This window comes from Pseudomonas sp. SWI36 (assembly GCF_002948105.1).
Lineage (GTDB): Bacteria > Pseudomonadota > Gammaproteobacteria > Pseudomonadales > Pseudomonadaceae > Aquipseudomonas > Aquipseudomonas alloputida.
The window spans coordinates 5,354,993-5,378,588 of record NZ_CP026675.1 but is presented as its reverse complement, the minus strand read 5'-3'; the positions used below and the strand labels follow the sequence as shown (position 1 = coordinate 5,378,588).

The window sequence follows — 23,596 nt, the reverse complement described above, 5'->3', positions numbered from 1 at the left end:
CAAGCCACATCTATATTGCAGTCTGGCGAATGCGTTTCTTGTCGATCTTGCCGACACTGGTCTTGGGGATCTCGTCCACACACCGCACCTGCCGCGGTATCGCCCATTTGGCCAGGTGCCCGCTGTCAACATACGGCTGCAGGTGCCTGGCCAATGCCGGCTGGTCCAACTGCACACCGTCATGACAGACCACCAAGGCCAAAGGTTGTTCCCCCCACTGTGGATCAGGAATACCGATTACCGCGACCGAGGCGACGGACGGGTGCTGGCTGATCAGGTTCTCCAGCGCCACCGAACTGACCCACTCGCCACCGGTCTTGATCACGTCCTTGATGCGATCGCGGATGCGCACCACGCCCAGCGAGTCGATACAGGCCAGGTCACCGGTGTGCATCCAGCCCCCCAACCACAGCGCCGCGCCTTGCTCCGGTTCGTGCAGGTAACCCTGGGTCAGCCAAGGCGCGCGCACCACGATTTCGCCCAGGCTTGCGCCATCGTGCGGTACTTCCCTGCCCTCGCTATCGACGATACGCAGGTCCACCAAGGCAATCGGCACACCGGCATCGATGCGCAGCGGCAGTTGCTGCGCCATGGGCTGTGCCAGCAAGTCGGTGCTCAGGTGGGTGATGCTGAGCAGCGGGCAGCTTTCCGACATGCCGTAGCCACAATGCACACTGATGCCGCGCCCGCTGGCACGCTGGGCCAGGCTCAGCGTCAGGGCGCTGCCGCCCAGCAGCATCTTCCAGCCGGTCAGGTCGGTGCAGCGTCCTTGCTCGCTGTCGAGCATCATCTGCAGCACCGTCGGCACGCAATGGGAGAACGTCACCCCCTCGTCATGGAACAGGCGCACCAGGCGGTTGGGCTCGTAGCGCCCGGGGTAGACCTGCTTGATGCCCAGCGCCGTGGCCACATAGGGCACGCCCCAGGCATGCACGTGGAACATGGGCGTGATCGGCATGTACACATCGCCGGTGCGCAGCAGCGGTACCTCGCCACACGCGGCCAAGGTGCCCTGCTCGACCAGGGTATGCAGCACCAGTTGCCGGTGGCTGAAGTACACCCCCTTGGGGTTGCCGGTGGTACCGCTGGTGTAGAACAGTGTGGCCAGCGAGTTTTCGTCGAAGTCGGCAAATTCGAACTGCGGCGCTGCAGCTGCCAGCATGGCTTCGTATTCGCCCAGCAAAGGCACTGTCTGCGCGTCGGCAGCGCCGTCGCTGAGGCGGATGATGCCCTCGACTGCCGGCAGGTCGGCGCATAGCTGCTGCATCAATGGCAGGAAGTCGTCATGCACCAGTACCCACCGATCCTCGGCATGGTTCATGGTGTAGCGCACCTGCTCGCTGGACAGCCGCACGTTTACCGTATGCAACACCGCGCCCAGCATTGGTACGGCAAAGAAACATTCCAGTGCCCGGTGGCTGTCCCAGTCGAGCAATGCCACCGTGTCGCCAGGCTTGACCCCGGCCGTGGTCAGCACGTTGGCCAGCCGTTGGATGCGTTCCAGCAACGTGGTGTAGGTGTAGCGCAGCTTGTCGGCGTAGACGATTTCCTGGTTGGGCTGGTAGCGCACACCCGACAGCAGCAGGCGTTTGATCAGCAGCGGATAGGCATAGGCCTGCTCGGCCCGGGGCATGACGCGAGTGGTGAGCATGTTGGCGGCCATCACAGTTGCTCGGCCTCGAGCAGGTACAGGCTATCGCTGCCGGCCCTGACACTGGCGCTGAGCGAGTGGATGCGTGGTAGCAGGCGTGCAAAGTAGAAGCGCGCGGTACCGAGCTTGCTGAGGTGGAACGGCTCCGGTGCCGCCTGGCCCTGGCACACCACGGCCATGCGCGCCCACAGGTAGGCGTAGAAGGTGTAGCCAAACACGTGCAGGTACTCCACCGCCGCCGCGCCAAGCTCGCGTGGGTTGCCTTGGCTGCGGTCGAGCAGCCAGGCACTCAGTTCGTCAAGGTTGTGCACGGCAGCCAGCAGTGGCGCACTGAACTCGGCGTGCGCCACTGGCAGCGCCTGGGCAAAGCTGACGATTTCGTCAGACAGGCCACGGTAGGCCTTGCCGCCATCACCCAGCAGCTTGCGCCCTACCAGGTCGAGCGCCTGGATGCCATTGGTGCCTTCGTAGATCTGGGTAATGCGGCAGTCACGAATCAACTGCTCCTGGCCCCACTCGCGGATATAGCCGTGGCCACCCAGCACCTGCTGGCCGTGCAGGGTAGTCTCCAGTCCCATGTCGGTGAGGAAGGCTTTGGCGACCGGCGTAAGCAACGCCACCTTGGCCTCGGCATTGGCGCGTGTAGCCGGGTCGTCGCTGTATTTGGCCATGTCCAACTGCAACGCCACGTAGGTGGAAAATGCCCGCCCGCCTTCGTTTAGCGCTTTCATGGTCAGCAGCATGCGGCGTACGTCCGGGTGAACGATAATCGGGTCGGCATACTGCGACGGCGCTTCAACACCCGACGGCGCGCGGCCTTGCAGACGATCACGGGCATAAGCGATGGCTCCCTGATAAGACCGCTCGCCCAGCGCCAACCCCTGGATACCCACGCCCAGGCGCTCGTAGTTCATCATGGTGAACATGGCATTGAGGCCCTTGTTCGGCTCGCCGACCAGGTAGCCGATGGCGTCGTCGAAGTTCATCACGCAGGTGGCCGAGGCCTTGATGCCCATCTTGTGCTCGATCGAGCCGCAGCTCACTGCGTTGGCCTCGCCAAGCACGCCGTCGGCGCCGACCAGCACCTTGGGCACCAGGAACAGCGAGATGCCTTTGGGGCCGGCCGGTGCATCCGGTAGCCGCGCCAGCACCAGGTGGATGATGTTCTCGGTCAGGTCCTGCTCGCCGCCAGTGATGAAGACCTTGGTGCCGCTGATGCGGTAGCAGCCGTCGGCGAGGGGTTGTGCCCGGGTGCGGATCAGGCCCAGGTCGGTGCCGGCGTGGGGCTCGGTCAGGCACATCGAACCGGCCCAACGCCCTTGGTACATGGGTGGCAGGTACAGCGCCTGCAAAGCCTCACTGGCATGGTTGAGCAGTGCCAGGCAGGCCCCGGCGGTCAGCATCGGGTACAGGCCAAACGACAGGTTGGCGGCATTGAGCATCTCTTCGAGTTGGGCGCCGATCACCTTCGGCATGCCCATGCCGCCGTAGGCCGGGTCACCGGCCACACCGACCCAGCCGTCAGCGGCAAATGCCCGGTAGGCATCGGCGAAACCGTCGGGCGTGCTTACCTGGCCAGCCTCCCAGCGGCAGCCCTGCTCGTCGCCACTGCGGTTGAGCGGCGCCACTCGCTCGGCAATCAGCTTGCCGGCCTGCTCGAGTATGGCCCGGGCAGTGTCACCATCGACCACCTCGGCCAGTATGGGCGTTTGCGCCCACCAGGTCGGGATGTCGAACACTTCGTTGAACAGAAAATCCATGTCGCGCAGTGGCGCAAGGTAATCAGACATGAGGCGAGCACTCGGTTTCTTGGGTTTGCGAAAGCGCCGGCGCCTGGGCCTCGGCAGCTGCCGGGGCGCCCTGGCCGCGCAGGAGGAAGTGCGACAACGCGGGTATCAGCACCAGCGCGCCGAGCATGTTCCACAGGAACATGAAGGTCAGCAGCAGGCCCATGTCGGCCTGGAACTTGATTGGCGACCAGGCCCAGCCGGCTACGCCAGCGGCCAAGGTGATACCGACCAGCCCCACCACCCGACCGGTGAAGGCCAGGGCTTTCTGGTAGGCGTGGGCCAGGCTCAGGCCGGCGCGCTGGTAGTGCAACTGCACGCTGAGCAGGTACAGCGCGTAGTCCACGCCAATGCCCACCCCCAGGGCGATCACCGGCAAGGTGGCGACCTTGACGCCGATGCCCATGGCCACCATCAACGCCTCGCACAGCACCGAGGTAAGCATCAGCGGCAGGATTGCCACCAGCGTCGCTCGCCAGCTGCGGAAGGTGACCAGGCAGAACAGGGTCACCGCCAGGTACACCAGCAACAGCATGCGGTGGTTGGCCTCGCGCACCACCTCGTTGGTGGCGGCCTCGATGCCCGCGCTGCCGGCGGCCAGCAGGAACTGGTGGTCAGCACTGCTGTTGGCCTGGGCGAAACGCTCAGCCGCTACAGCCACCTGGGCCAGCGTGTCGGCGCGGTGGTCCTTGAGGTAGGCGATCACCGGCATCAGCGAACAGTCGTTGTTGAACAGCTCCGGGGCGTTGACCGAGGCTTGCTGGGCGGCGTAGTTGAGCACGTCCTGGTTGCGCTGAAGGCTGTTCAGGCGCGCGTTGCCTTCGTAGGTACCCGCAGTGATCTGGCGCACCGCGTTTGCCAGCGACACGGTGGTCTGCACACCCGGCAGTTGCTGCAGCTCCCAGGCCAGGCGGTCGGCGAGGATCAGTGTCTGGTATTGCAGGCAGCCTTCGGGGGCCGTCTTGACCATGACCGCGAAGGTATCGCTGGACAGTGCGTAGTGCTGGGTGATGTAAGCGTTGTCGAGGTTGTAGCGCGAGTCCGCACGCAGCTCGGGGGCGCCACTGTCGAGGTCGCCGATCTTCAGCTGGAGGCTACCCCAGGTGCCTAGGGCGGCCAACGCCAGGGCAGCCAGCAGTGCAGCACTGGCCCACTTGCGTTCGGTGAATCGGTCAAGCAGCGCCCACAGCCGGCCGAAGCCACGGTGCTGATCCGCGCGAGCATCGATACGTAGCGCTCGCTCGGCAGCCTTGCGGCCCACACCGACATAGGACAGCGCCACCGGCATCAACAGCAAAGAGGTAAAAATCAGCACTGCCACACCAATGCTGGCGGTGATTGCCAGGTCCTGAATCACCGGAATATCGATCAGCATCAGCACCGCAAAGCCCACGGCATCGGCCAGCAGTGCGGTGACCCCGGCCACGAACAGGCGGCGGAAGGTATAGCGGGCGGCAATCTGCCGGTGCGTACCGCGGCCTATGTCCTGAAGGATGCCGTTCATCTTCTGCGCCGCGTGCGACACGCCGATGGCAAAGATCAGGAACGGCACCAGGATCGAATACGGGTCGATGGCATAGCCCAGCCAGGCGACGATACCCAGCTGCCATACCACCGCAGTCAGCGAACACACCACCACCAGCAAGGTGCTGCGCACACAGCGGGTATAGCAGTAGATGATCACCAGGCTGGTCAGCACAGCCAGCGCAAAGAACGCCATCACCTGGATCAGGCCGTCGATCAGGTCACCCATCAGCTTGGCGAAGCCGATCACATGAATGCGGTACTGGCCGCTGGCCTGGTACTGACTGCGCAACTGTTCGAGCTTTTGCGAAAAGGCATGGTAGTCCAGGCCTTTGCCGGTGGCTGAGTCCTGGTCGAGCAGCGGCACCACCAGCATGCTCGACTTGAAGTCGCGCGCTACCAAGCTGCCGACGATGTTGGCACGCTCGATGTTCTGCCTTAGCTGTTCGATATCACCGGCTGCGCCTTGATACCCGTCAGGCATGACCGGGCCGCCCTGGAAACCCTCCTCGGTTACCTCGGTCCATCGCACCGCCGGGCTCCACAAGGACTTCACCCATGCCCGGTCCACGCCTTGGCTGAGGAACAGTTCGTCGTTGATATGGCGCAGGGTCTGCAGGTAACCCGGGTCGAAGATATCGCCGTGGGTGTTCTCTACCACCACCCGGACCGCATTGCCCAATCCGCGCAGCGAAGCGCGGTTTTCCAGGTAGTTCTGTATGTAGGGGTGGCTCTGCGGCAGCATCTTGTCAAAGCTGGGGCGCAGCTCCAGGCGCGTCGCCGCCATGAAGCCCAGCACCGAGGTTGCCAGCAGCATGCACAGCAGAAATGGCCAGCGATGGTTGAACACCAGGCGCTCCAGGCAATTGCCCGAGCGTGGGTCGAAATCGGCGAGGTTGCGGATTACCGGAAGCGTATCTTGGCGGGTAGCGGCCATCAGGGTCTTCTCTTGTCAGGGGTGCTGCGTGGGGTTACCGGCCTGGTTGCGCACGCCACGCTCGCCCACCAGCACCAGGCCGTTACCGGCATCGCTGACGAGTGCGGTGACTGGGCTGCGGGGGCTGTGGGCTACCGGGCTGAAGCTGGCGCCGTCATCACGGCTGAGCAGCAGGTCACCGGCCTGGCTGGCAAGCCACAGCTGCCCATCAGGGTCGATACCGGCGGCGGTGAGGCTGGTGTTGATCCCTGTGTCGATCAGTTGCCACTGCTGGCCGCCATCGGTACTGCGATAGACGTGGCCGCGCAGGCCGTATATCAGCAGCACGCCGGGCTTGCCGACGGCACCGAACAGGGTGCCGGCGTAGGGTGTGCCAACGCGAGCGAAGCGCTTGCCGTCCCACTTCAGCAACAGGCCCTGCTCGCCCGTGATGAACAGCTCGTCGCCCACCGCGGCCAGGCTGGTCAGGTGCAGGCCTTGCGGGTTGTCGCTGTGGTCGAGCCACGGCTGCCAGTGCTTGCCGCCATCCGTGGTGCGAAGCAGCAGGTTGAACACCCCCACCGCGTAACCCGTGCGGGTATCGCTGAACCACACGTCGAGCAAGGCATTGTCGGTGCCCGCGCCTGGCAGCTGTTCGGCCAGTACCCGGCCGTCCAGCTGTTTTTGCCAGTGCATGCCACCGTCACGGCTGTGCAGGACCACACCGTCATGGCCCACCGCCCAGCCCAGCTCGGGCGTGGCGAAGCTCACTGCATTCAGGTCGGCGCTGACCGGCACCTGGGCTTGCTGCCAGTGCGCGCCGTGGTCATCGGAATACAGGATGTGCCCGCGCGGACCGACCACGACCAGGCGTTGCCCGGCCAAGGTCACATCACGCAGGGCGCTGCTGCTGGCAAGGGCGCTGGGCATGGCGGGCACATCCAGCACATCGGTGAATGGCGCTGCCTGGGCCGCGCCATGCAGCGCAACCAGGGCCAGCATCACCACGCTGCATCGTTTGAAGACAGGCATTGGAACCTCTGCTCCGTGCGTTTAGCGAATGCCGTTGCCGGCCAGCGAATCGGGCGACCATTGGGTTTTCGACAACGGGTCGATGTAACGGATGCCGCCGTAGGCACCGACCACGCCATTGAGGTTGTAGGTGCCGCCGATGAGGTCGTAGATCATGAACGGCGTGGCGTCCGGGGTCTGCTTGTCATAGCTCTGGGTGAGGAAGGCGAACGAACCCCGGTACAGCTGGCCACGGGCGTCGTACTGGTCCGAGGCCAGCGCGATCCAGCTGTCCTCATCAAGGTAGAAGCGGCGCTTGTGGTAGATGTGACGCGCGCCGTCCTTGAGCTTGCCTTCCACCACCCACACGCGGTGTTTTTCCCAGCGTACAAACTGCGGCGCCAGGTGATTGGGGGTGATCAACTGCTTGACGTCGGTGTTGTAGGTCAGCCGGTAGGTGTTGTAAGGCACATACATCTCCTGCTTGCCGACCAGGGTCCAGTCGTAGCGGTCCAGCGCGCCGTTGAAGACGAACACGTCATCGTAAGTGCCAGAGCCGGAGGTGCCCGGGTTGGGCGTGTCGTAGGCCAGGTTAGGCGCCAGCTTGACCCGGCGCTGGCCCGGCAGGTACTGCCAGGCGCTGCGCGGTTGCACCAACGGGTTGGCAGCGTCGCGCAGCATCATTGCTTCACCGGCACGGCGTGCGGGCCCGGTGTACACCAGTTTCATCTGGTAATAGGTGTCCTTGGCGCCGATCGGCTTGGTCATGTCCTCATAGATCGGGTAACTGATGTGCGCCTGGCCGGTGGTCGACAATGACGGTTTGCCGGCAGCATCGACGTTCCAGGAGTCGTACTTGGCGGTCATGCTCACGCCCTGGTAGCGCAGCAGGAAATTCCACATGGCCTCGGCGCCGTTCTGCGGAATGGGGAACGGAATGCCCGGCAGCACGTTGTCCACTGCGCTGCCGCCCTCCTGGCTTCTGGCGCCGGTGGCGTTCTTGCGGGTGTTGTCCAGCACCGCCTGCGGCAGCGCGACGCTGCGGTGAGTCGGGTACACGTCAACGTGGTAGCTGGGGTAGCGCTTGAGCAGTTCGAGGGTAGTGGCGGTCAGTTGCCCCTTGTACTGATCGGCATTCTTGCCATCGATGACCAGCAATGGCTTCTCGTTGGCAAACGGGTCGGGGCGCATGCTGGCGCCGCTCTGATAGCTGGCCGGCGGGGTAAGCAGGCCGCCTTGGTAGGCCGGGATGGAGCCGTCGGCATTGCCGGCCTTTTCGGCGCCGAGGGTGGTCAGGTTGTTGCCCAGGTGTGCAGCCTGGTCAGGAGAAACGGCAGCCTGGGCGGCGTTGAGCGCGGCCAGCGACAGGCACGAGGCCAGCAGGGTACGTACGAAGATCATGATGATTGTCTTCCTGTGTAGGCGGTAGGAAACAGGACTCAGAAGGTCGTCTTGACGGTCAGGTACAGCGCGCCACGGTCTTCGGTGGTGGCGCCACCACCGGAGAAGGAGGCGTAGCCGCCGCCGTAGCAGGTGTAATCCTGTTCGCCGTCCAGGGCATTGGGGGTGCTGCCGTCGGTCTGGCCGTCCTTGCAGGCCTTGGTCTCACCGAAGCTGTCGACGTACTTGAGGTCGACGAAGTACTGGTTGTAGATCGCAGCGCTCAAGCCCACCGCGTAATTGCCGGTGTTTTCGGCGCCGCCGCCTTGCACCGGGGAGACACCGTCCAGGCCGACGTTGACCGACAACGGCATGCTCAGGTCCATGCCCGGCAACACCTGGTACCAGGTGGGGGTGAAGTTGACGGCGATACCCCAGTTGTCGCGGGTCGCCTTGTCGATGCCGCGGTAGCTGCCCTTGCCTTTGTACAAAGCCTCGTTGTGGCCATCGAGCTTGAGCAGGTTGCTGTAGAACAGCTCACCCAGCAGGGTTGCCGAGTCGAACAGCGGCGTGTCACCCATCGTCATCAGGCCGTTGACGGTGAAATGCAGGGTGTCGCCAGTGGCGCTCAGGCTGTCACCATCCTTGGGTACGTCGTAGACCACCCCGCTGCTGGGCAGGCGCGACGGCAGTAAACCGAAGCCACCACCCAGGCCACCTTGGCCGGGGGCACTGACGATTGCCGGGATACTCGCCAACGGCATGTTGTGGCGGATGTTGAGGTCGCTGCCGACGCTGATGCCACCCACATCCTTGGACAGGCTCAGGCCGTAGATGTCGATGTTGTCGGCATAGGCAAACTGGTAAGTGGTGCTTTGCAGCGAGTTGTACAGGTTGCCGACCGCCGCCTGGCGGCTGCCCGGTGGGTTACCGAAAGGGCCACTGGCCACGGTCATGCCGCGCGCGTCGAGCCAGGCCTGGGGCAGGATCTCGGACGTCTTGCGGTAGTAGAAACCGAGGGTGCCGCCCAGCCATTGCGGCGACCACCTGGCCATGATGCCCCAGTCGCCGCTCTTGCCGGGCGTCAGGTCATGACCGCGGCGGATGGTGGTCAGCGCTCCGCGCACCGGGATCAAGCCCGGGGTGCCGGTGTGGCCGAGCAGGAAGCTCTGCGCGCCCTCGCCTACCACATCGGCGCCGCCATAGTAGGTGCCCGCTTCGGGCAAGCGGGCAGCATCCCAGTCGAAGAAGTACTGCGCACCCAGGGTGAGTTCGGAGTTGACCAGGAACGAGGTCGACAACTGGTTGCGGGGGACGAACAGCTCCTTGGCTTCGGTGCCTGGCGATGCCGCCAGCTTGGCCAGGTCCAGGCCGGACTGGCCATAGCTCAGCGAATGCACGGGGTTGAGCAGGGTTTCCCCCCAGAACAGGTTGTGCTGGCCCAGCTTGGCACTGACCTGCGACGCTTCGCCGACATCACGGCTCATGAATACGAACGCATCCAGCACTTCGCCCGATGGGCCGTTGTAGTATCGCTGGGCGTAGTTGCTCAGGTGCGGGCTGCCCAGGGGTATGCCAGTACCCGGCAGGCCATTGAGGCTGGGGCTGATGCCCGACTGATCACCGTTGCCATTGACGAACGGGTTGCTGTTGGAGCCGGTATTGTCGTAGGCCTTGTCGTACCAGCTGGCAGTGCTGACGCGAAAACCGGTGTTGCCCTGATACACCACATCCAGCTCGGTCAGCAGGTCGACCCGGTTTGTGATGTTGGTGCCGGCCTTGCGGAAGTTGTAGTCACCGTCGTTGCTGTTGGGCGTGCCCAGCATGCGCTTGTCGGCGCTTTCCGTGCGCACGCCATAATTGTATTTGACGGTATTGTCGAAGCGCACGGCCCAGTCTTCATTGCCGGTCTCGACTTCGACGGCCTGGGCGGCGGGCAGCGTGAGCAGGGCGACGGCGCAGGCGAGCAGGCAGCGCTGTGGCTTCACGGCATGGTGAATGCGGTGTTCTGGCATTACGATGGCTCCACGTATTGTTATTGTTTTTTACGCCGCCCGTCTGTTGCGGGCGTGGCTGGGGCGTCCATGCGTTACTACAGGGTTTCGGCGTCCAGACGGCGGATCAGGGCCTCGGCCAACGGCCAGGGGCCGAAACCGGAAGCCGGGTTGAGATGGCCGACGGCGCCCAGGTTGACCAGCTCACTGCCCCAATGGCGGGCAAGTTCGCTAACGGCGGCGTAGCTGGCCAGGTGGTCATTGCTACTGGCCGCGACAATGCTCGGGAACGGCAGCGCCGTGGTTGGCAACGGCGACCAGCCCTGGGCGGCCAGGCTGGCCGGGGTTGGGTAGTGCGCCGGCCACTGGGCGTCGAGGTCTGGCGGGGCAGCCAGCAACGCCCCCTTGATCGGCCACCGGTAACGCGCGGCCCAGTGGGCGACCATCAGAACGCCGGCACTGTGTGCCACCAGCAGCACCTGGCCGTCGATCTGCTCCAGTTCGCGCTGGATCGCCTCGACCCGGGCGTTGCAGCAAAGGCCGTCAACCTTCAGCGGCGGTACGCTGCGCACCTTCGCCAGGCGGCTGGCAAGCAGCGTCTGCCAATGATCGGCGACGTGGTCGCGCAGGCCAGGGACGATCAACACGGTGGCAGTGGTTTGCAGTTTTTCCACGGTGAACCTCGTGTGCGGTGTAGCTGTTGAGGTTCACAGTAAACAGCCCTCCCCCCGGGTGCTTCACATTGGGCGTCAGGTACTTTTCATTTGATGACAATGGCCCGAACAGGGCTTTGCTTTTCAATTGATGACACGCAGGCTATAAAACCTGTGCACCTGGAAGCCAAGTGCTTTTTGTCGCAACAGCCTTGTGCTGCTGCCTGAAAGCGCCAGGTTGCCTGAACAATAGGGATAACAATAAAAATGCCTGCCCTCGTCCGCGCCGCCAGCTTGACCAACTACCTGGAAGTGTCCCGCCACCTGGGCCTCAACCCCCACACTCTGCTGGCGCAGGTGGGCCTCAGCGCGGCGTTGCTCGACGACCCCAACCGGCGTATCCCGGTGGCCAGCGTGATCAACCTGCTGGAAGCTTCCGCCAGCGCCAGCCACTGCGAGAGCTTCGGCTTGCGCATGGCCGAACTGCGCCAGTTGTCGGACTTCGGCGAAATCAGCCTGCTGCTCAGCCACCAACGCAACCTGCGCGATGCGCTGCAGGTGATCGTGCAGTACCGCCACCTGCTCAATGACGCGCTGGCCATTCATATCGAAGAAGCTGGCAAGACCGTGGTCATTCGCGAAGAGGTGATCAGCGAGCGCGCGCCCTGTAGCCGCCAGGCCACCGAGCTGGCTATCGGCGTGATGATGCGCTTGTGCGCGGCGCTGCTCGGCACGCACTGGCACCCGATCAGCGCCAATTTCACCCATGCGGCCCCTGCCGACCCCGCCATTCACCGGCGCATTTTCGGCTGCACGCTGGTGTTTGGCAGCGAGTTCAACGGCATCGTCTGCCCTGCCGCCGACCTCGACAGTGCCAGCCCGCTGGCCAACGAAGCCATGGCCCGCCTGGCCCGGCGCTACCTGGACACGCTGCCGGCAGGCAGCGAGCCATCGCTGGAGCTGGAGCTGCGCAAGACCATCTACCTGCTGCTACCCATGGGTCGGGCCACCCTCGAGCAAGTGGCGCAAACCCAGGGCATGAACGTACGCACCCTGCAGCGGCGGCTGGAAGACAGCGGCTTGACCTTCAAGGACCTGATCAACAGCGTGCGACGTGACCTGGTGATGCGCTACCTGGAGAACCCCAGCTATTCGCTGGGCCGCATTGCCGATATGCTCGGTTACTCGATGCCCAGTTCGTTCACCCGCTGGTTCATCGCCCAGTACGGCATGCCGCCGGCCAGCTGGCGGGCACGCAGTGTCAGCCCTGCTCCCCAGGCCCGTCACCATCGAGGGTGATGAACACCGCATCACCCTCCTGCTGCACCGGGTAGCTGGCAACTTTCAACGCCTTAGAATTGACCAGGTAGCCGCTGGCCAGGTCGAAACGCAGGCCGTGGGCACAGCACTGGATCACCCGCCCTTCCAGGCGCCCGCCACACAGCGACGCCCCTTGGTGCGGGCAGCTATCGTCGATGGCATAGAGCGCACCGGCGACATTGAACAACGCTACGCTGCGGCCCTCGCAGGCCAGCAGCACCCGGCCATTGCGCTCCGGCAGCTGGCTGGGGTTCAGGGCGATACGCAGGCTCATGCCTGCACCCTCTCTGACAAGGCGTCGGTCATCGCGGCAAACAGCGCCTCGGCTGGCCGCACCCCGGCAATCAGAGGGCCCAGGTTGAAGCGATAACGTGGCACGGCACTGCCTGCACGCCCTGCACCGTCGAGGAACGGGCTGCCATCATCACGCAGACAATCGATTACCTGCGCGGCCTTTAGCCCGCAACTCTCGGCGATGCCGAGCAACGTGCGGCTATCGCCGAGGTCGCGGCCTTGGTGGAAATAGGCAATGAACAGCCGCTCCAGCAACGCTTGCTGTTGCGACGCGCCAAGCAGACTGCCGGCCCGCTGCATCAACCGGTGGGCGTTGCCGGTGTTTGGCATGCGGCAGATGCGCGAGAAGTCGATATCCTCCCCCACCACGCGGGCAGCGGCGCGCACCTGAGCCTGGCGCTCGCGCACTGCCTGCTCGCTGCCCAGGCGTTGAAGGTAGAACTGTTTGAGGGGTACCCCATTGGCTGGCAGCCCCGGCAGCAACTGCACGCCCTGCCTGTGAACCTGCACTTGCACGTGTGGCTGCTCACGCTGCAACAGCAACAGCGCAGCTTGCAAGTACCGCTGGCCAATCAGGCACCAGGGGCAGACGAAATCGAAGAACACTTCGACGGACAATTGCTGTTTCACGGTTTCAACTCCTGCAGCGCAGACGATCCATGTCGCGGTGGTAGTGACGTTTGGCAACCCAGAACACAGCCGCCGCTGCAATGCTTGTCAGTGGCACCCACTGCAGCGCCGCCTGAAGCCCGATCAGGTCAGACACCCGACCGGTGATCAGCGGCCCGGTGGCCAGGCCCAGCAGGTTGTTGGCCAAGGTCAGGGTGGCGAATGCCGTGCCATGCACAGCGGCGTGGGTCAGGTTGGCGACCATGGCACTGGACGGGCCATTGGTGCCGGCGGCGATCATCATGCCCAGGCAGATCAGCACCAGTTGCGCGGTACCGGCAGGCAACGCAAAGGCTATGCTCAGCAGCGCGCAACTGCCCAGGCAATAGCCGATGGCCAGGCTGATCTTGCGGTCCGGGCGTTGCCGCCCAAGGCGATCGCAGAGCATGGCGCAGAGAATCATGCCGATACCACTGCACAGCACGATGACGGCGGCGATCGCCCCCGCGCGGTCGGTGCCCATGGCGTAATAGCGGTTCAGGTAGCTGGGCATCCACACGATCAGGGTGCCGCCGACAAACAACTGCAGGCCACTGCCGACATAGGCGGCGATGACCGAACGGCTGCTGTACAGGGTGCGCAGCGGGTGGCTGGCCTTGTCCAGCGCCTGCTGCGCGCACTTGGGGGCAATGCGCCCCTCTTTGACGATGACTGGGTAGAGCATCGCCAGCACCAGGCCGAACAATGCCATGCCGGCGAATGCCCAGCGCCAGCCCAGGTGCTGGGCCAACACCCCGCCCAAGGCCATGCCCAGCACCGAGCCGAACATGCCGCCCGCCATGAACGCCCCGGCCAGCGTCGAGCGCATGTCGCGGGGGAATACCGCGACCACCACGGCAATGCCGACACTGCCATAGGCGGCCTCGCCGACCCCGACCAGGAAGCGTGCAATGAACATTTGCGAATAGTTTTCCGCCAGGCCACAGCCGAGCGTGGCCAGGCTCCACAGCACGGCCATCAGCACCAGGCTGCGTACCCTGCCGAAACGGTCGGCCAGCAGCGACAACGGGAAGGTCAGCAGCCCGACCATCAGCGCGACGATGCCGCTGAGCAAGCCCAACTGGCTGTCGCTCAATGCCCATTCGCCCTTGAGCAGCGGAAACACCGCATTGAGCACCTGGCGCGACATGTAGTCGGAGATCAACAGGCCGAAGGTCAAGGCGAAGACGACCCAGGCATAGCGCCGGGGGATGCTGTTGGCAGTGTCGGTGCCGGAGTCTTCGGCGCTGACGAGATAGGTGGCCATGTTGCCTCCTTGGGTGTGAAGCGTGGGTGTCGTTTTTGTTGTTATGGGTAACCGCCAGAACTCACGTTGCGTTTTGTGGCCTCTTCGCGGCGACGCACGCGAAGAGGCCGGGCCTGCCATAACCGCATCAAGTGCGCTGCGGCACGCCCTTCTCACCCGCCTGGCGGTTCGGCGCCATGCCATTGGCTTTCAGCGTTTGCTCGACACTGTCGTACTGTTGCCCGATGCGGTAAATGGCGCGGGCCTCCTTGCCGCTGGCAATCTCGCGACCCAACTCATGGGCCACGCGCACGGTCTGCTGGACCTGCTGCACCGAGGTGAAGCGTTTGCCGTGCTGGTCGATGATGGTGTCTTCATTTCCGCAGCGCGGGTGCAGGCCCATGGCCAGCGCCATGGTGTTGAACGGCAGCACGTTCTTGAGCAACGATTCGGCAGTCAGGGTGCAGCCGTCCGGCGCGCGGTGGATGAAGTTGAAGAAATTGAACGGGTTGGGGCCGTCGAAACCGCCGCCAATACCGATCCAGGTCAGGTTCAGCGGCCCCATGTAGTCACCCCGGCGCACGATACGTTCGAGGGTTTCCAGGGCATGCATGCCGGTCAGCTGGAAATGCGGCTGGATATGGCTGGCCTGCAGGCGGCGCAAGTGCTCGCGGACCCAGGCCGGGCCGGCCGGCACGGTCATTTCGCTGTAGGCGGCATGGATTGCGGGGCTGGCCAGCGAGGTGCCTTCAAGGTACTCGGGGTACAGCAACTCCATGATATTCATCTGCGTGGTGTTGATGGCCACGGTCACCTGGTCGGGGCGCGGCGTCAGCTCGGCAAGCATGTGCCGGGTGTCATCCGACAGCCATTTGGCCGCCTCGCCTTCACCTTCCGGGGCGAAGGAAATCGAACCACCAACTTGAATGATCATGTCCGGCACAGCTTCACGTACCCCGGCGATCAGCTCGTTGAACTTGGACAGGCGCTTGGAGCCTTTGCCGTCCAGCTCACGCACATGCAAGTGCAGCACGGTGGCGCCTGCCTCGTAGCAGTCGACGGCCTTCTGCACCTGCTCGTCCATGGTCAGCGGAATGTCTTCAGGGAAGTCTTCGGGCATCCACTCCGGGCCATAAGGGGCGACGGTGATGACCACCTTTTCCATGTTTTCCGGGTGCAACGAATCGTCGAAGAATTGCATGCTGTAGTCCTCGCTATTGTTATTGTGCGGTTACCGCCAGGGACGGCGGCAGGCTTAGAACGTGCGGCTGCCCTTGATCCCGGCACGCTCCATCTTGCGATGGCATGGCGGGTAGTCCATGACCGCGTAGTGCTGGGTGCTGCGGTTGTCCCAGATCGCCACGCTGTTGGGCTTCCAGCGCCAGCGCACCTGGTACTCGGGCAGGTAGGCCTGGCTGATCAGGTAACGCAGCAAGTCGCCGGCACCGGGGTTCGCATCCTGGCCGAAGCGCACCCGCTGCGGGGTGTGGTAGTTGCTGAAGTGGGTGGTGAAGGCGTTGACGAACAGCACCTGCTCGCCCGTTTCCGGATGGGTGCGTACGACCGGGTGCTCGGCGTCGGGGAACTGCGCCTTGAGTGCCAGCCGTTTGTCCAGCGGCATTGCAGCGCCGAAGCTGGCCTCGATGCTGTGGCGAGCGCGCAGGTCTTCGATTCTGGCCTTTACATCGTTTGGCAGGTTTTCATAGGCCAGCACCATGTTCGCCCACAGGGTATCGCCGCCTACCGGAGGGCATTCCACACAGCGCAGCACACACCCCATGGGCGGTGCCTCACGCCAGGTGGCATCGGTGTGCCAGGCATTTTCATAGCGGTCGTTGGGCTGGTCCGGGCGCTTGTAGATCTGCACCAGCCCCGGGTGCTCCGGGTCGCTCCCGGCCACCGGGTGGTCCTCCAGCTCGCCGAAGCGGCGGGCGAAGGCCACGTGCTCGGCACGGCTGAAGTGCTGGTCGCGCAGGAACAGCACACGGTGCTGGAGCAACTGCTGACGCAACTGGGCGAACAGTTCGTCATCGTGAATCGCATCGGCCAGGTTGACGCCACTCACCTCGGCACCGATCGCGCAGGTCAGTTGTTCGATGTGCATGCTGTTGCCCTCTTCAGATGACGAAGATCGACGAGCCCGTGGTTTTGCGGGCTTCCAGGTCACGGTGGGCCTGTACCGCGTCCTGCAGGGCGTAGTGCTGATTGATTTCGATACGAATGCGCCCGCTGCTGACGTGGTCGAACAATTCGCCGGCCAGGTCAGCCTTTTCTGCCGGATCGGCGATGAAGTCGGCCAGTGCCGGGCGGGTAAGCTGCAACGAGCCCTTGATGGCCAGCAACTGCGGGTCGAACGGCGGGATGCTGCCCGACGCCGTGCCGACGCAAACCATCAGCCCACGACGCTTGAGCGAATCGAGCGAGCCGGTGAAGGTGGTCTTGCCGACACTGTCGAACACGACGTTCACCCCTACTCCGTCGGTCAGTTCGCGTACGCGGCTGGCGACGTCTTCGACGCTGTAGTTGATGATGTGGTTGCAGCCATGGGCGCGGGCCACCTCGGCCTTGGCCTCGGTGGAGACCGTGCCGATCACGTTCAGCCCAAGCAGCCGCGCCCACTGCGCGACAATCAGGCCCACCCCGCCAGCAGCCGCATGCAGCAGCACGCTGTCACCGGGTTTGAAGTCATACAGCCGGCGTAACAGGTAGGCCGAGGTCAGGCCACGCATGGTCATGGCGGCAGCAGTCTCGAAGGCAATGGTTTCCGGCAGCTTGATCAGCGCCGCTGCGGGGATCAGGCGCTCGGTGCAATAGGCACCCAGGGTATTGAGGAAACCGGTATAGGTGACCCGGTCACCGACCACCACCTGGGTCACGCCTTCGCCCACCGCCTCCACCACCCCGGCAGCTTCCACGCCGATGCCATTGGGCAGCGTGATCGGGTAAGTGCCGTTGCGAAAGTAGGTGTCAGCATAGTTCAGGCCCACCGCCACCTGGCGCAAACGTACCTGCCCAGGGCCGGGCTCGCCAACCTCGGCGTCCTCGTAGCGCAAAACCTCGGGGCCACCGGTCTGATGGAAACGTACCACTTTGGACATGCTTGTCTCTCCAATCATCGATCTGGACGTCAGGCGTCAGTGCTGGTGATTGGACTGTATGCCCTTGGCTTGCGGGGTGCTTCGCATCGGACGACAGCGGGTTTTCATTTGATGACAGCACGTGTCGACCCACCGGCGTTCGGACCAGCGCCTTTATTCATGAGGCTGCTTGATGGTTACCTCTTGCGAGACTAATACTTAAATCTCTGCCTGGGGAGGCACGAAAAATGCAACCAAGATTCGTTATCGTTCCCGCTGTGCCGATCGAAAAGGAATCGTTCCGCGTTGGCAGCCGCTACTACGCCGCGACCGTGTGTGGAGGGTTCGACATTTATGACAATCAGGCAAAGGAGCGGCTCAAGCCGAGCTATCCGAGCCGGATGGAGGCGCAGGTGAAGTGCGAGCATTTGAACAAGCGGGATGAGTTGGGGTAACTGCAGGCGATCGGGGCGGCACAACCCGCTCGGGTCACTGATTCAATCCAGGCATTGCCTGGCAGCCTGGCGTAACTTGTCGCCAGACAGAAAGCTGCCCTTGTAGAAAGTCGCACGGCTGCCCTCGCGAGCGTCGACCACGTCAAGCACATCGTCGCTTGCCACGGCGCTTGGCGCCGTCAGCCGGTAGCCGTGGGCTATCGACTTCTGCGTGGCCTGTGGCGCCAGCGCCTGCCATTTTGGCAGGACACAGGCGGCGTACTGCTGCGGCGATTTTTTGGTCAGTTTGCTGGCAGTGGGTTTGCCGGGGGTTGCGCAACCGGCGAGGCTGGCAACCAACACAGTAGCGATAAAAATACGAAAGTCAGGCATTTGCAATCGACCGTTATGGATACGCTGCATTCTAACGGGCGTGACGCCGCGTTACTAATCAACCAAAGTCTTGCTGCAAGACGATGCCCAAGCGGGAACCGTGCAGCGCACCTGATATTTCTGCCAGTAGCAAGGTCACGCTGCAACAGTGAAACTGCCCACGGCACATCACACCACGACTCGGCAGGGGCTTCAGACCATGCAAACCAACGCCAACCACACTCAGTTCTTCTATCAGAATGGCAAACTCGTCACCCTTAAAACCGGTGAACAAGGACGTAGCATCTTTCGCTCGCCGGACGTACCACTTGCCGAGCGACAATCAGACGACACCGACGCCGGCGGATTGCTGGTAACTGACGACAAGGGTTCGGTGCTGCAGGTACAGCAGAAAAGCTGAAGTCCTCATGATGCTCCGGCCCCATTGCGAACCAAATGCGGGCTCAGGGCTTGGCTCCCCTGTACAACACGATGGCTGCTATATCCAGGGCCAGCACACTGCCGACAATCACGAACATGATGTACAGATCTTCAGAGAGCATTGCCGTATCCCCCAGATGCCCCGGTTTCAAAAGGGGTAAGCAAATACTGATCCAGTCAGTGCATCAGGAATGCGAGCTGAGACTCAGCTGAACTTCAACTTGACCACTTTGCTCAGCGCCCAGCCACTGAAGACATAGAACGCATCCAGGTAGAAACGCCCTGCATAGTTGGGCAACGGTGATTGATTCAACAGCACATCCGGCTCGGGCGCGGGAGGAAACAGTGCATAAAAGCCGTTGGGCAGAACGGCCAGTACCAGCAATAACAGGTAAGTCGAGGCTTGTAGCAGGGTGGCACGATTACTGGATCTGGCGGACCACTTCAGCCCGTAGTAGGCAACCAGGCCGGCAACAGGCAAAACCCAGAAATGCGTCGGAATCCCAATGAACATTTCGGCAACTACGCTTCTTGCTTCCACCTGCGACTCTCCATCCAAATACAACGATTATTACGGGCGGGGCCGGCAAATGCAAAGCAACGCTGCTCAGGCCATACCGGCTCCACCCGCCCTTTTCTGAACGTTGCCGGGCAGGCGATGGGCAGACAAAAAGCCCGCTCTCGACGGCGGGCTATTGGTGTGGGGTTGGATGATTACGCTTTTGAACACATCAGTGCAGCATCCAGCAACCTGCCATGGTCGTACCAGGCATCACGTTGATAGGCCGTGAAGTGGCGCTCGCTTCCCGTGCCCCGCAACTCTACAAGACCCTCTGCCTTGTCGGGGTCAGTGCTTTCGACGAAAAGCCTGACCGCGTTATCACCCTCGACTTCATAGGTTTTCACATTCCCTTGTAGCTCGCCTTTGACGCAGCCCAGATAAGCGGGTGGGCTTTTCACGGTAGTGCCAGCGGTATAATCGTGGCTGTCACGCACATCAGGGTTTTGTGCGCAGCCTGCGACGAACAACGAGGCTGCCCCGATTACCAGTATTGCACCTGCCAGCGATCTTGAGTTTTTCACGCGACACGCTCCTGCAGCCCCATCGAAAACTGGGAAATGTTGCCAAGCAGCCTGCCCTTTTTTGGTTTTTGTCCTGCCCATGTTACTGCTCAACGACAACAGGGCATCAGGTTTGTTTGCTATATAGGGTTCGGGGCGTTTCCCTCACGCCCTGCCTTGCCCCCGATTACGAGTAAGGCCTGCCCCATAACCGGGGTCAGGGAATGGCATTGAGAAACACATATGTCGCCGCCAGATCCAGTACCAGCACAGCAACCACGCTGAAAATCATGTAATAGCGGTCATCCTGAGTCATTTCTGCGTACTCCGCATGATCAATGTCTCAGGGGTCACAGCAATTCCCGTTCCAGCGCCCTGATGCAGCCCGCTGACACTGCGCCAGCCCAACCGCGCAATCGCGCAGTCAGTCCTTGATCTGGCATACGCCATTGGCTTTGTTCTTACCGGTATACGAGACGTCAGGCGAGCCGTCCGGGTTGATCGACAACGATACCGTTACCCCGCCACCTTTGGCCTCGAAATAGTTGTCATTGAATTTCTTCAGCGTGGCTTCCTTGCCGTTGATGTAAACAGGCCCACCTTTATCGGCATGGACCTCGATATTGCCGGGGCATGTTGCGTTCAACAGCGGAATACCGGCGTGGGCAGCGCCCGATGCGGCAAGCAACAGGCATAGTAACAAACGCTTCATTTGCAGTGTCCTCGTGGGGTTGTCGGGGTGCGCGCGTTAAAGCAGTCCTTCGATGACGAAGAGGCTCATCGCTCGTTCGAGATGGTAGGCAAGCACATGCAGGGACATCTCGCTACGCATTTTTTTTCATTCCGTGCATCCATTCCACCCGTTGGCGGGTATTGCTAGTGGGCGGCCTTTGACTGCCCGGCCCAATGACTTTCAGGAGCACTGCCCATGAACTTCAAATACTCCGCCTGCCTGCTTGCCTGCAGCCTCGCCCTTGCGCTGCCGCCCGCCCTCGCCCAGACCGCGCTGCCAGACGCAGTCAAAGTCCCTGATGGCCATCGCGTCCTGCTCGAAACCGTCGGCGTCGGCGAGATCACCTACGAGTGCCGCGACAAGGCCAACACCCCCGGTCAGACCGAATGGACTTTCGTCGGCCCCAAGGCAGTGCTCAATGACCGTACCGGTAAACAGGTGGGCGACTACTTTGGCCCACCCGCTACCTGGCAGGCCAAGGATGGCTCGAAGGTCACCGGCACCCAGCTGGCAGTGGCACCGGCGGACAAAGGCGCCATCCCCTATCAACTGGTCAAGGCCAACCCGGCCGAAGGCAAAGGCGCCATGCAGGAGGTCAGCTATATCCAGCGCCTGGCTACCCGCGGCGGTGTGGCGCCGTCAGTCGACTGCACGGCGCAGAACAAAGGTGCCAGGCAGGTCGTCCAGTACCAGGCTGACTATGTGTTCTGGACAGCCAAGTGACACGCACCTGACCCTACGCCCTGCGAGTGATGATCTACGCTCGATGGCAAGCCCCCCGGCTGGATGGCCGGGGTACTTGCCTTTCACAAGGAAGCCACACACGTTGAACTCGCCGGCCGCCCCCTTCGACTTCCACCGCTGCCTGTTAGCCTGTGCACAGGGTGACCGGCAGGCCCTGCAGGCGCTCTACGATCACGAAGGCGCGCGCCTGCTGGGCGTTGCCCGGCGTATCGCACGTGACGACGCCACCGCAGAAGACATCGTCCACGATGCGATCATCCGCATCTGGACCCGCGCAGCCAGCTACGACCCGGCGCGCGGCTCGGCTCGAGGCTGGATCTACAGCATTACCCGCCACCTGGCGCTGAACTCGATACGCGATACCCGCCGTGAAACTGTACTGACCGATGCCGACACCGAAACTGCGTCAACATTGCACGGGAGGGTTGATGACCTTGACCTCTGGTCCGGCTCAGCAAAGATTTACCGCTGCCTTGAACAACTGCAGCCCGCACCGCAACGCTGCATCCTGCACGCCTACGTGGACGGCTGCAGCCACGCCGAGATAGCCGGTTTATTGGGTGCGCCACTGGGCACCGTCAAGGCCTGGATCAAACGCAGCCTCAAAGCGCTACGGGAGTGTCTGGAATGAAGCCCGATTCTGCCGAAGAACTGGACAGCCTCGCCGGGGAATACGTGCTGGGGACCTTGTCGCCGGAGCAATATGCCGCAACGGCCGAACGCCTGCGTACCGACCCCGCGCTTCGCGCCGCCGTGGATGCCTGGGAGGCTCGGCTGCTGGAGCTGACCGCGCTGTCTACCCCGCAGCCCCCTAGCCCCCGCCTGTGGCGCCGCATCCAGCGCAGCCTCGATGAGCTACCCGCACCGCGCACGCAGGCTCGCTGGTGGCAACGCCTCGGCCTGTGGCAAGGGCTCAGCGCCGCAGGGCTTGCTGCAAGCCTGCTGCTGGCGTTTACCTTGCTGACCACGCCCCCCTCTACCACGGAATACCTGGTGGTGCTGGTGGCGCCGAACAGCCAGGCCCCCGGCTGGGTGGTGCAGGCCAGCGACAGCCACATGATCGAACTGCTGCCGCTGGGTAAGGACAAGGTCCCCGACGGCATGGCCCTGCAGTTCTGGACCAAGGGCGAGCAATGGCGTGCCCCGGTTTCGCTTGGCCTGGTCAAACCGGGCGAACCCTATCGAGTTCCGCTGGAAAGTTTGCCACCCCTGGAGGCCAATCAACTGTTCGAGCTGACGCTGGAGAAAGCCGGTGGCTCGCCGACCGGTCTGCCGACAGGGCCGGTGAAGTTCATTGGTCGCGCGGTGAAAGTGATATGACACGACAGGGCCGCAGAACGCGACTGCGGCCTTCGCAAGCTGGACCTATGGTCAGGCGCGGATCACCTCAAGGCGATCCCGCCCAGCCTCTGTGATGGCGTTCTCTCCTTCATCGCTGATGCGATAACGTCCTGACACCATTTTGGTAATTGAGAACCGGACCAGCCCGCTTTGGGACAAGGCTTGGCCTGCTTCGAAGCTCATTGCCTGCTCCAGGTCGAAGATCTTGATTTCTCCGATTTTGTAGCGTGCAAACGCGACCAAGGCGTTATCCAGTTCTTGTTGACTGATCGTTGTAGCGACGTCCATTCGACCTCCCAGGTCATGAGAGCCCCGGTCCGTGGGGTTGGAGGCAACGAACCGGGTGGCTTGTTGAAGGCGGACCGTACTATGCAGTCACGGAAGTCGCTACTGGCTTTCCATCCATGCTGGATGGGTAGGCAGCACGACACCCGCCACACCTACGGCCACTTCAGGCGCCGTCGCCGCATGCCCCGCGCCACCTGCTTCGCGGGTAGACGCGCTCGGAGATCCGCCCCCTGCGCCCTGCTCAGACCATGCTCATCGCCGCGCGCAGCGCCAGCAGGTAGGTTTCGACACCAAACCCGCAGATCTGCCCGCGCACCACCTCGGCAAATACCGAGTGATGGCGGAATGGCTCCCTGGCATGAATGTTGGACATGTGCACTTCAACCACCGGCACTTCGATAATGGCCAACGCATCACGAATGCCGTAGCTGTAATGGGTCCAGGCACCGGCATTGATCAGCACGGCATCCACCCGGTCCTCATAGGCCTGATGGATGCGCTCGCACATGGCGCCCTCGAAGTTGCTCTGGAAGCTCTCGACCTGCGCCCCCAGCTCCTCGCCCAGGGCCTGCAACGCCTGGTCGATGTCGGCCAGGGTCGCTGTGCCGTACTGGCGCGGGTCGCGCTTGCCGAACATGTTGTGGTTGATGCCATGCAGCATCAGTACATTGGCGACCATC

25 protein-coding genes are annotated in these 23,596 nt (G+C 63.0%); 6 read left to right on the top strand and 19 right to left on the bottom strand.

The genetic code is table 11. The features are described from left to right. Window positions 1-10 precede the first annotated feature (10 nt). From C4Q27_RS25685 to C4Q27_RS25655, 7 genes are all read right to left on the bottom strand, one after another. The gene (locus tag C4Q27_RS25685; protein WP_256599829.1) at window positions 11-1,651 is read right to left on the bottom strand and encodes a fatty acid--CoA ligase; all 1,641 of its coding nucleotides are present in this window, start codon (window positions 1,649-1,651) and stop codon (window positions 11-13) included. 11 nt (window positions 1,652-1,662) lie between these two features. After that, window positions 1,663-3,441 carry an acyl-CoA dehydrogenase C-terminal domain-containing protein gene (locus tag C4Q27_RS25680; protein ID WP_104887569.1) on the bottom strand — a complete coding sequence of 593 codons (1,779 nt, stop codon included), beginning with the start codon at window positions 3,439-3,441 and terminating at the stop codon, window positions 1,663-1,665. After that, window positions 3,434-5,899 carry an RND family transporter gene (locus tag C4Q27_RS25675; protein ID WP_104887568.1) on the bottom strand — a complete coding sequence of 822 codons (2,466 nt, stop codon included), beginning with the start codon at window positions 5,897-5,899 and terminating at the stop codon, window positions 3,434-3,436. The genes C4Q27_RS25680 and C4Q27_RS25675 overlap by 8 nt, the downstream gene beginning before the upstream one ends. Window positions 5,900-5,914: 15 nt before the next feature. Then, window positions 5,915-6,910 carry a YCF48-related protein gene (locus C4Q27_RS25670; RefSeq protein WP_104887567.1) on the bottom strand — a complete coding sequence of 332 codons (996 nt, stop codon included), beginning with the start codon at window positions 6,908-6,910 and terminating at the stop codon, window positions 5,915-5,917. A gap of 21 nt (window positions 6,911-6,931) precedes the next feature. Then, window positions 6,932-8,290, bottom strand: a complete 1,359-nt coding sequence (locus C4Q27_RS25665; protein WP_104887566.1) for a DUF1329 domain-containing protein — start codon at window positions 8,288-8,290, stop codon at window positions 6,932-6,934. A gap of 38 nt (window positions 8,291-8,328) precedes the next feature. Continuing rightward, window positions 8,329-10,284, bottom strand: a complete 1,956-nt coding sequence (locus C4Q27_RS25660) for a DUF1302 domain-containing protein (RefSeq protein WP_064490588.1) — start codon at window positions 10,282-10,284, stop codon at window positions 8,329-8,331. Between the two features lie 77 nt (window positions 10,285-10,361). Then, window positions 10,362-10,937, bottom strand: coding sequence for an alpha/beta hydrolase (locus tag C4Q27_RS25655; RefSeq protein WP_064490589.1), 576 nt, complete (start codon window positions 10,935-10,937; stop codon window positions 10,362-10,364). A 246-nt stretch (window positions 10,938-11,183) separates the two neighbouring features. On the opposite strand from C4Q27_RS25655, the gene C4Q27_RS25650 reads away from it, so the two are divergent. Then, a complete protein-coding gene (locus C4Q27_RS25650) occupies window positions 11,184-12,215 on the top strand; it encodes an AraC family transcriptional regulator (RefSeq protein ID WP_064490590.1) in 1,032 nt (343 codons plus the stop codon). Here the strand turns inward: C4Q27_RS25650 and C4Q27_RS25645 are convergent. The 6 genes from C4Q27_RS25645 to C4Q27_RS25620 all read right to left on the bottom strand — a co-directional run bounded on the left by C4Q27_RS25645 (window position 12,178) and on the right by C4Q27_RS25620 (window position 17,522). Continuing rightward, complete coding sequence (locus C4Q27_RS25645; protein ID WP_020191133.1) at window positions 12,178-12,510, bottom strand: Rieske 2Fe-2S domain-containing protein; 333 nt, start codon at window positions 12,508-12,510, stop codon at window positions 12,178-12,180. The genes C4Q27_RS25650 and C4Q27_RS25645 overlap by 38 nt on opposite strands. Then, window positions 12,507-13,160, bottom strand: a complete 654-nt coding sequence (locus C4Q27_RS25640) for a DsbA family protein (protein WP_104887565.1) — start codon at window positions 13,158-13,160, stop codon at window positions 12,507-12,509. Before C4Q27_RS25640 ends, C4Q27_RS25645 begins: the two co-directional genes overlap by 4 nt. A gap of 4 nt (window positions 13,161-13,164) precedes the next feature. Next, on the bottom strand, window positions 13,165-14,445 hold the full coding sequence (locus C4Q27_RS25635) for an MFS transporter (RefSeq protein WP_104887564.1): 1,281 nt from the start codon (window positions 14,443-14,445) through the stop codon (window positions 13,165-13,167). A gap of 127 nt (window positions 14,446-14,572) precedes the next feature. Then, window positions 14,573-15,625 carry a 3-keto-5-aminohexanoate cleavage protein gene (locus C4Q27_RS25630; protein WP_020191130.1) on the bottom strand — a complete coding sequence of 351 codons (1,053 nt, stop codon included), beginning with the start codon at window positions 15,623-15,625 and terminating at the stop codon, window positions 14,573-14,575. Between the two features lie 54 nt (window positions 15,626-15,679). Beyond that, entirely contained in the window at window positions 15,680-16,528 is an 849-nt protein-coding gene (locus tag C4Q27_RS25625) for a TauD/TfdA family dioxygenase (RefSeq protein WP_012052451.1), read from the bottom strand. Between the two features lie 13 nt (window positions 16,529-16,541). After that, complete coding sequence (locus tag C4Q27_RS25620) at window positions 16,542-17,522, bottom strand: quinone oxidoreductase (protein WP_019438486.1); 981 nt, start codon at window positions 17,520-17,522, stop codon at window positions 16,542-16,544. 227 nt (window positions 17,523-17,749) lie between these two features. Here C4Q27_RS25620 and C4Q27_RS25615 point away from each other — a divergent pair, with 227 nt between their 5' ends. Then, window positions 17,750-17,956, top strand: coding sequence for a hypothetical protein (locus tag C4Q27_RS25615; RefSeq protein ID WP_020191128.1), 207 nt, complete (start codon window positions 17,750-17,752; stop codon window positions 17,954-17,956). 42 nt (window positions 17,957-17,998) lie between these two features. On the opposite strand, the gene C4Q27_RS25610 is transcribed toward C4Q27_RS25615, so the two are convergent. Next, complete coding sequence (locus C4Q27_RS25610; RefSeq protein ID WP_020191127.1) at window positions 17,999-18,358, bottom strand: hypothetical protein; 360 nt, start codon at window positions 18,356-18,358, stop codon at window positions 17,999-18,001. A 169-nt stretch (window positions 18,359-18,527) separates the two neighbouring features. On the opposite strand from C4Q27_RS25610, the gene C4Q27_RS25605 reads away from it, so the two are divergent. Next, a complete protein-coding gene (locus C4Q27_RS25605) occupies window positions 18,528-18,728 on the top strand; it encodes a hypothetical protein (protein ID WP_104887563.1) in 201 nt (66 codons plus the stop codon). 225 nt (window positions 18,729-18,953) lie between these two features. On the opposite strand, the gene C4Q27_RS25600 is transcribed toward C4Q27_RS25605, so the two are convergent. The 3 genes from C4Q27_RS25600 to C4Q27_RS25590 form a co-directional block, all read right to left on the bottom strand. After that, on the bottom strand, window positions 18,954-19,262 hold the full coding sequence (locus C4Q27_RS25600) for a hypothetical protein (RefSeq protein WP_019438490.1): 309 nt from the start codon (window positions 19,260-19,262) through the stop codon (window positions 18,954-18,956). Window positions 19,263-19,462: 200 nt separating this feature from the next. Continuing rightward, the gene (locus tag C4Q27_RS25595; protein WP_010953909.1) at window positions 19,463-19,831 is read right to left on the bottom strand and encodes a hypothetical protein; all 369 of its coding nucleotides are present in this window, start codon (window positions 19,829-19,831) and stop codon (window positions 19,463-19,465) included. Window positions 19,832-20,234: 403 nt separating this feature from the next. Beyond that, window positions 20,235-20,522: a hypothetical protein gene (locus C4Q27_RS25590; protein WP_104887562.1), complete on the bottom strand. Its 288-nt coding sequence runs from the start codon at window positions 20,520-20,522 to the stop codon at window positions 20,235-20,237. Between the two features lie 216 nt (window positions 20,523-20,738). Here C4Q27_RS25590 and C4Q27_RS25585 point away from each other — a divergent pair, with 216 nt between their 5' ends. The 3 genes from C4Q27_RS25585 to C4Q27_RS25575 all read left to right on the top strand — a co-directional run bounded on the left by C4Q27_RS25585 (window position 20,739) and on the right by C4Q27_RS25575 (window position 22,607). Next, on the top strand, window positions 20,739-21,266 hold the full coding sequence (locus C4Q27_RS25585; RefSeq protein WP_104887561.1) for a DUF3455 domain-containing protein: 528 nt from the start codon (window positions 20,739-20,741) through the stop codon (window positions 21,264-21,266). 103 nt (window positions 21,267-21,369) lie between these two features. Further along, a complete protein-coding gene (locus tag C4Q27_RS25580; RefSeq protein WP_104887560.1) occupies window positions 21,370-21,918 on the top strand; it encodes a sigma-70 family RNA polymerase sigma factor in 549 nt (182 codons plus the stop codon). Continuing rightward, window positions 21,915-22,607 carry an anti-sigma factor domain-containing protein gene (locus C4Q27_RS25575; RefSeq protein WP_104887559.1) on the top strand — a complete coding sequence of 231 codons (693 nt, stop codon included), beginning with the start codon at window positions 21,915-21,917 and terminating at the stop codon, window positions 22,605-22,607. The genes C4Q27_RS25580 and C4Q27_RS25575 overlap by 4 nt, the downstream gene beginning before the upstream one ends. Before the next feature lie 51 nt (window positions 22,608-22,658). Here C4Q27_RS25575 and C4Q27_RS25570 read toward each other — a convergent pair whose 3' ends face one another. Both C4Q27_RS25570 and aroQ read right to left on the bottom strand, forming a co-directional pair. Next, a complete protein-coding gene (locus C4Q27_RS25570) occupies window positions 22,659-22,916 on the bottom strand; it encodes a hypothetical protein (protein ID WP_014591103.1) in 258 nt (85 codons plus the stop codon). A gap of 241 nt (window positions 22,917-23,157) precedes the next feature. Beyond that, window positions 23,158-23,595, bottom strand: a complete 438-nt coding sequence (gene aroQ / locus C4Q27_RS25565; protein ID WP_010953903.1) for a type II 3-dehydroquinate dehydratase — start codon at window positions 23,593-23,595, stop codon at window positions 23,158-23,160. Between the last annotated feature and the right edge of the window lies 1 nt (window position 23,596).

Bases quoted from the DNA above. Each gene is read 5' to 3' on its own strand.
- C4Q27_RS25660 (WP_064490588.1), bottom strand. From the start codon at position 10,284: ATGCCAGAACACCGCATTCACCATGCCGTGAAGCCACAGCGCTGCCTG.
- C4Q27_RS25575 (WP_104887559.1), top strand. From the start codon at position 21,915: ATGAAGCCCGATTCTGCCGAAGAACTGGACAGCCTCGCCGGGGAATAC.
- C4Q27_RS25625 (WP_012052451.1), bottom strand. From the start codon at position 16,528: ATGCACATCGAACAACTGACCTGCGCGATCGGTGCCGAGGTGAGTGGC.
- aroQ (WP_010953903.1), bottom strand. From the start codon at position 23,595: ATGGTCGCCAATGTACTGATGCTGCATGGCATCAACCACAACATGTTC.
- C4Q27_RS25605 (WP_104887563.1), top strand. From the start codon at position 18,528: ATGCAAACCAACGCCAACCACACTCAGTTCTTCTATCAGAATGGCAAA.
- C4Q27_RS25650 (WP_064490590.1), top strand. From the start codon at position 11,184: ATGCCTGCCCTCGTCCGCGCCGCCAGCTTGACCAACTACCTGGAAGTG.
- C4Q27_RS25635 (WP_104887564.1), bottom strand. From the start codon at position 14,445: ATGGCCACCTATCTCGTCAGCGCCGAAGACTCCGGCACCGACACTGCC.
- C4Q27_RS25665 (WP_104887566.1), bottom strand. From the start codon at position 8,290: ATGATCTTCGTACGTACCCTGCTGGCCTCGTGCCTGTCGCTGGCCGCG.
- C4Q27_RS25615 (WP_020191128.1), top strand. From the start codon at position 17,750: ATGCAACCAAGATTCGTTATCGTTCCCGCTGTGCCGATCGAAAAGGAA.
- C4Q27_RS25675 (WP_104887568.1), bottom strand. From the start codon at position 5,899: ATGGCCGCTACCCGCCAAGATACGCTTCCGGTAATCCGCAACCTCGCC.
- C4Q27_RS25685 (WP_256599829.1), bottom strand. From the start codon at position 1,651: ATGCTCACCACTCGCGTCATGCCCCGGGCCGAGCAGGCCTATGCCTAT.
- C4Q27_RS25620 (WP_019438486.1), bottom strand. From the start codon at position 17,522: ATGTCCAAAGTGGTACGTTTCCATCAGACCGGTGGCCCCGAGGTTTTG.
- C4Q27_RS25570 (WP_014591103.1), bottom strand. From the start codon at position 22,916: ATGGACGTCGCTACAACGATCAGTCAACAAGAACTGGATAACGCCTTG.
- C4Q27_RS25670 (WP_104887567.1), bottom strand. From the start codon at position 6,910: ATGCCTGTCTTCAAACGATGCAGCGTGGTGATGCTGGCCCTGGTTGCG.
- C4Q27_RS25680 (WP_104887569.1), bottom strand. From the start codon at position 3,441: ATGTCTGATTACCTTGCGCCACTGCGCGACATGGATTTTCTGTTCAAC.
- C4Q27_RS25585 (WP_104887561.1), top strand. From the start codon at position 20,739: ATGAACTTCAAATACTCCGCCTGCCTGCTTGCCTGCAGCCTCGCCCTT.
- C4Q27_RS25630 (WP_020191130.1), bottom strand. From the start codon at position 15,625: ATGCAATTCTTCGACGATTCGTTGCACCCGGAAAACATGGAAAAGGTG.
- C4Q27_RS25645 (WP_020191133.1), bottom strand. From the start codon at position 12,510: ATGAGCCTGCGTATCGCCCTGAACCCCAGCCAGCTGCCGGAGCGCAAT.
- C4Q27_RS25600 (WP_019438490.1), bottom strand. From the start codon at position 19,262: ATGTTCATTGGGATTCCGACGCATTTCTGGGTTTTGCCTGTTGCCGGC.
- C4Q27_RS25590 (WP_104887562.1), bottom strand. From the start codon at position 20,522: ATGAAGCGTTTGTTACTATGCCTGTTGCTTGCCGCATCGGGCGCTGCC.
- C4Q27_RS25610 (WP_020191127.1), bottom strand. From the start codon at position 18,358: ATGCAGCGTATCCATAACGGTCGATTGCAAATGCCTGACTTTCGTATT.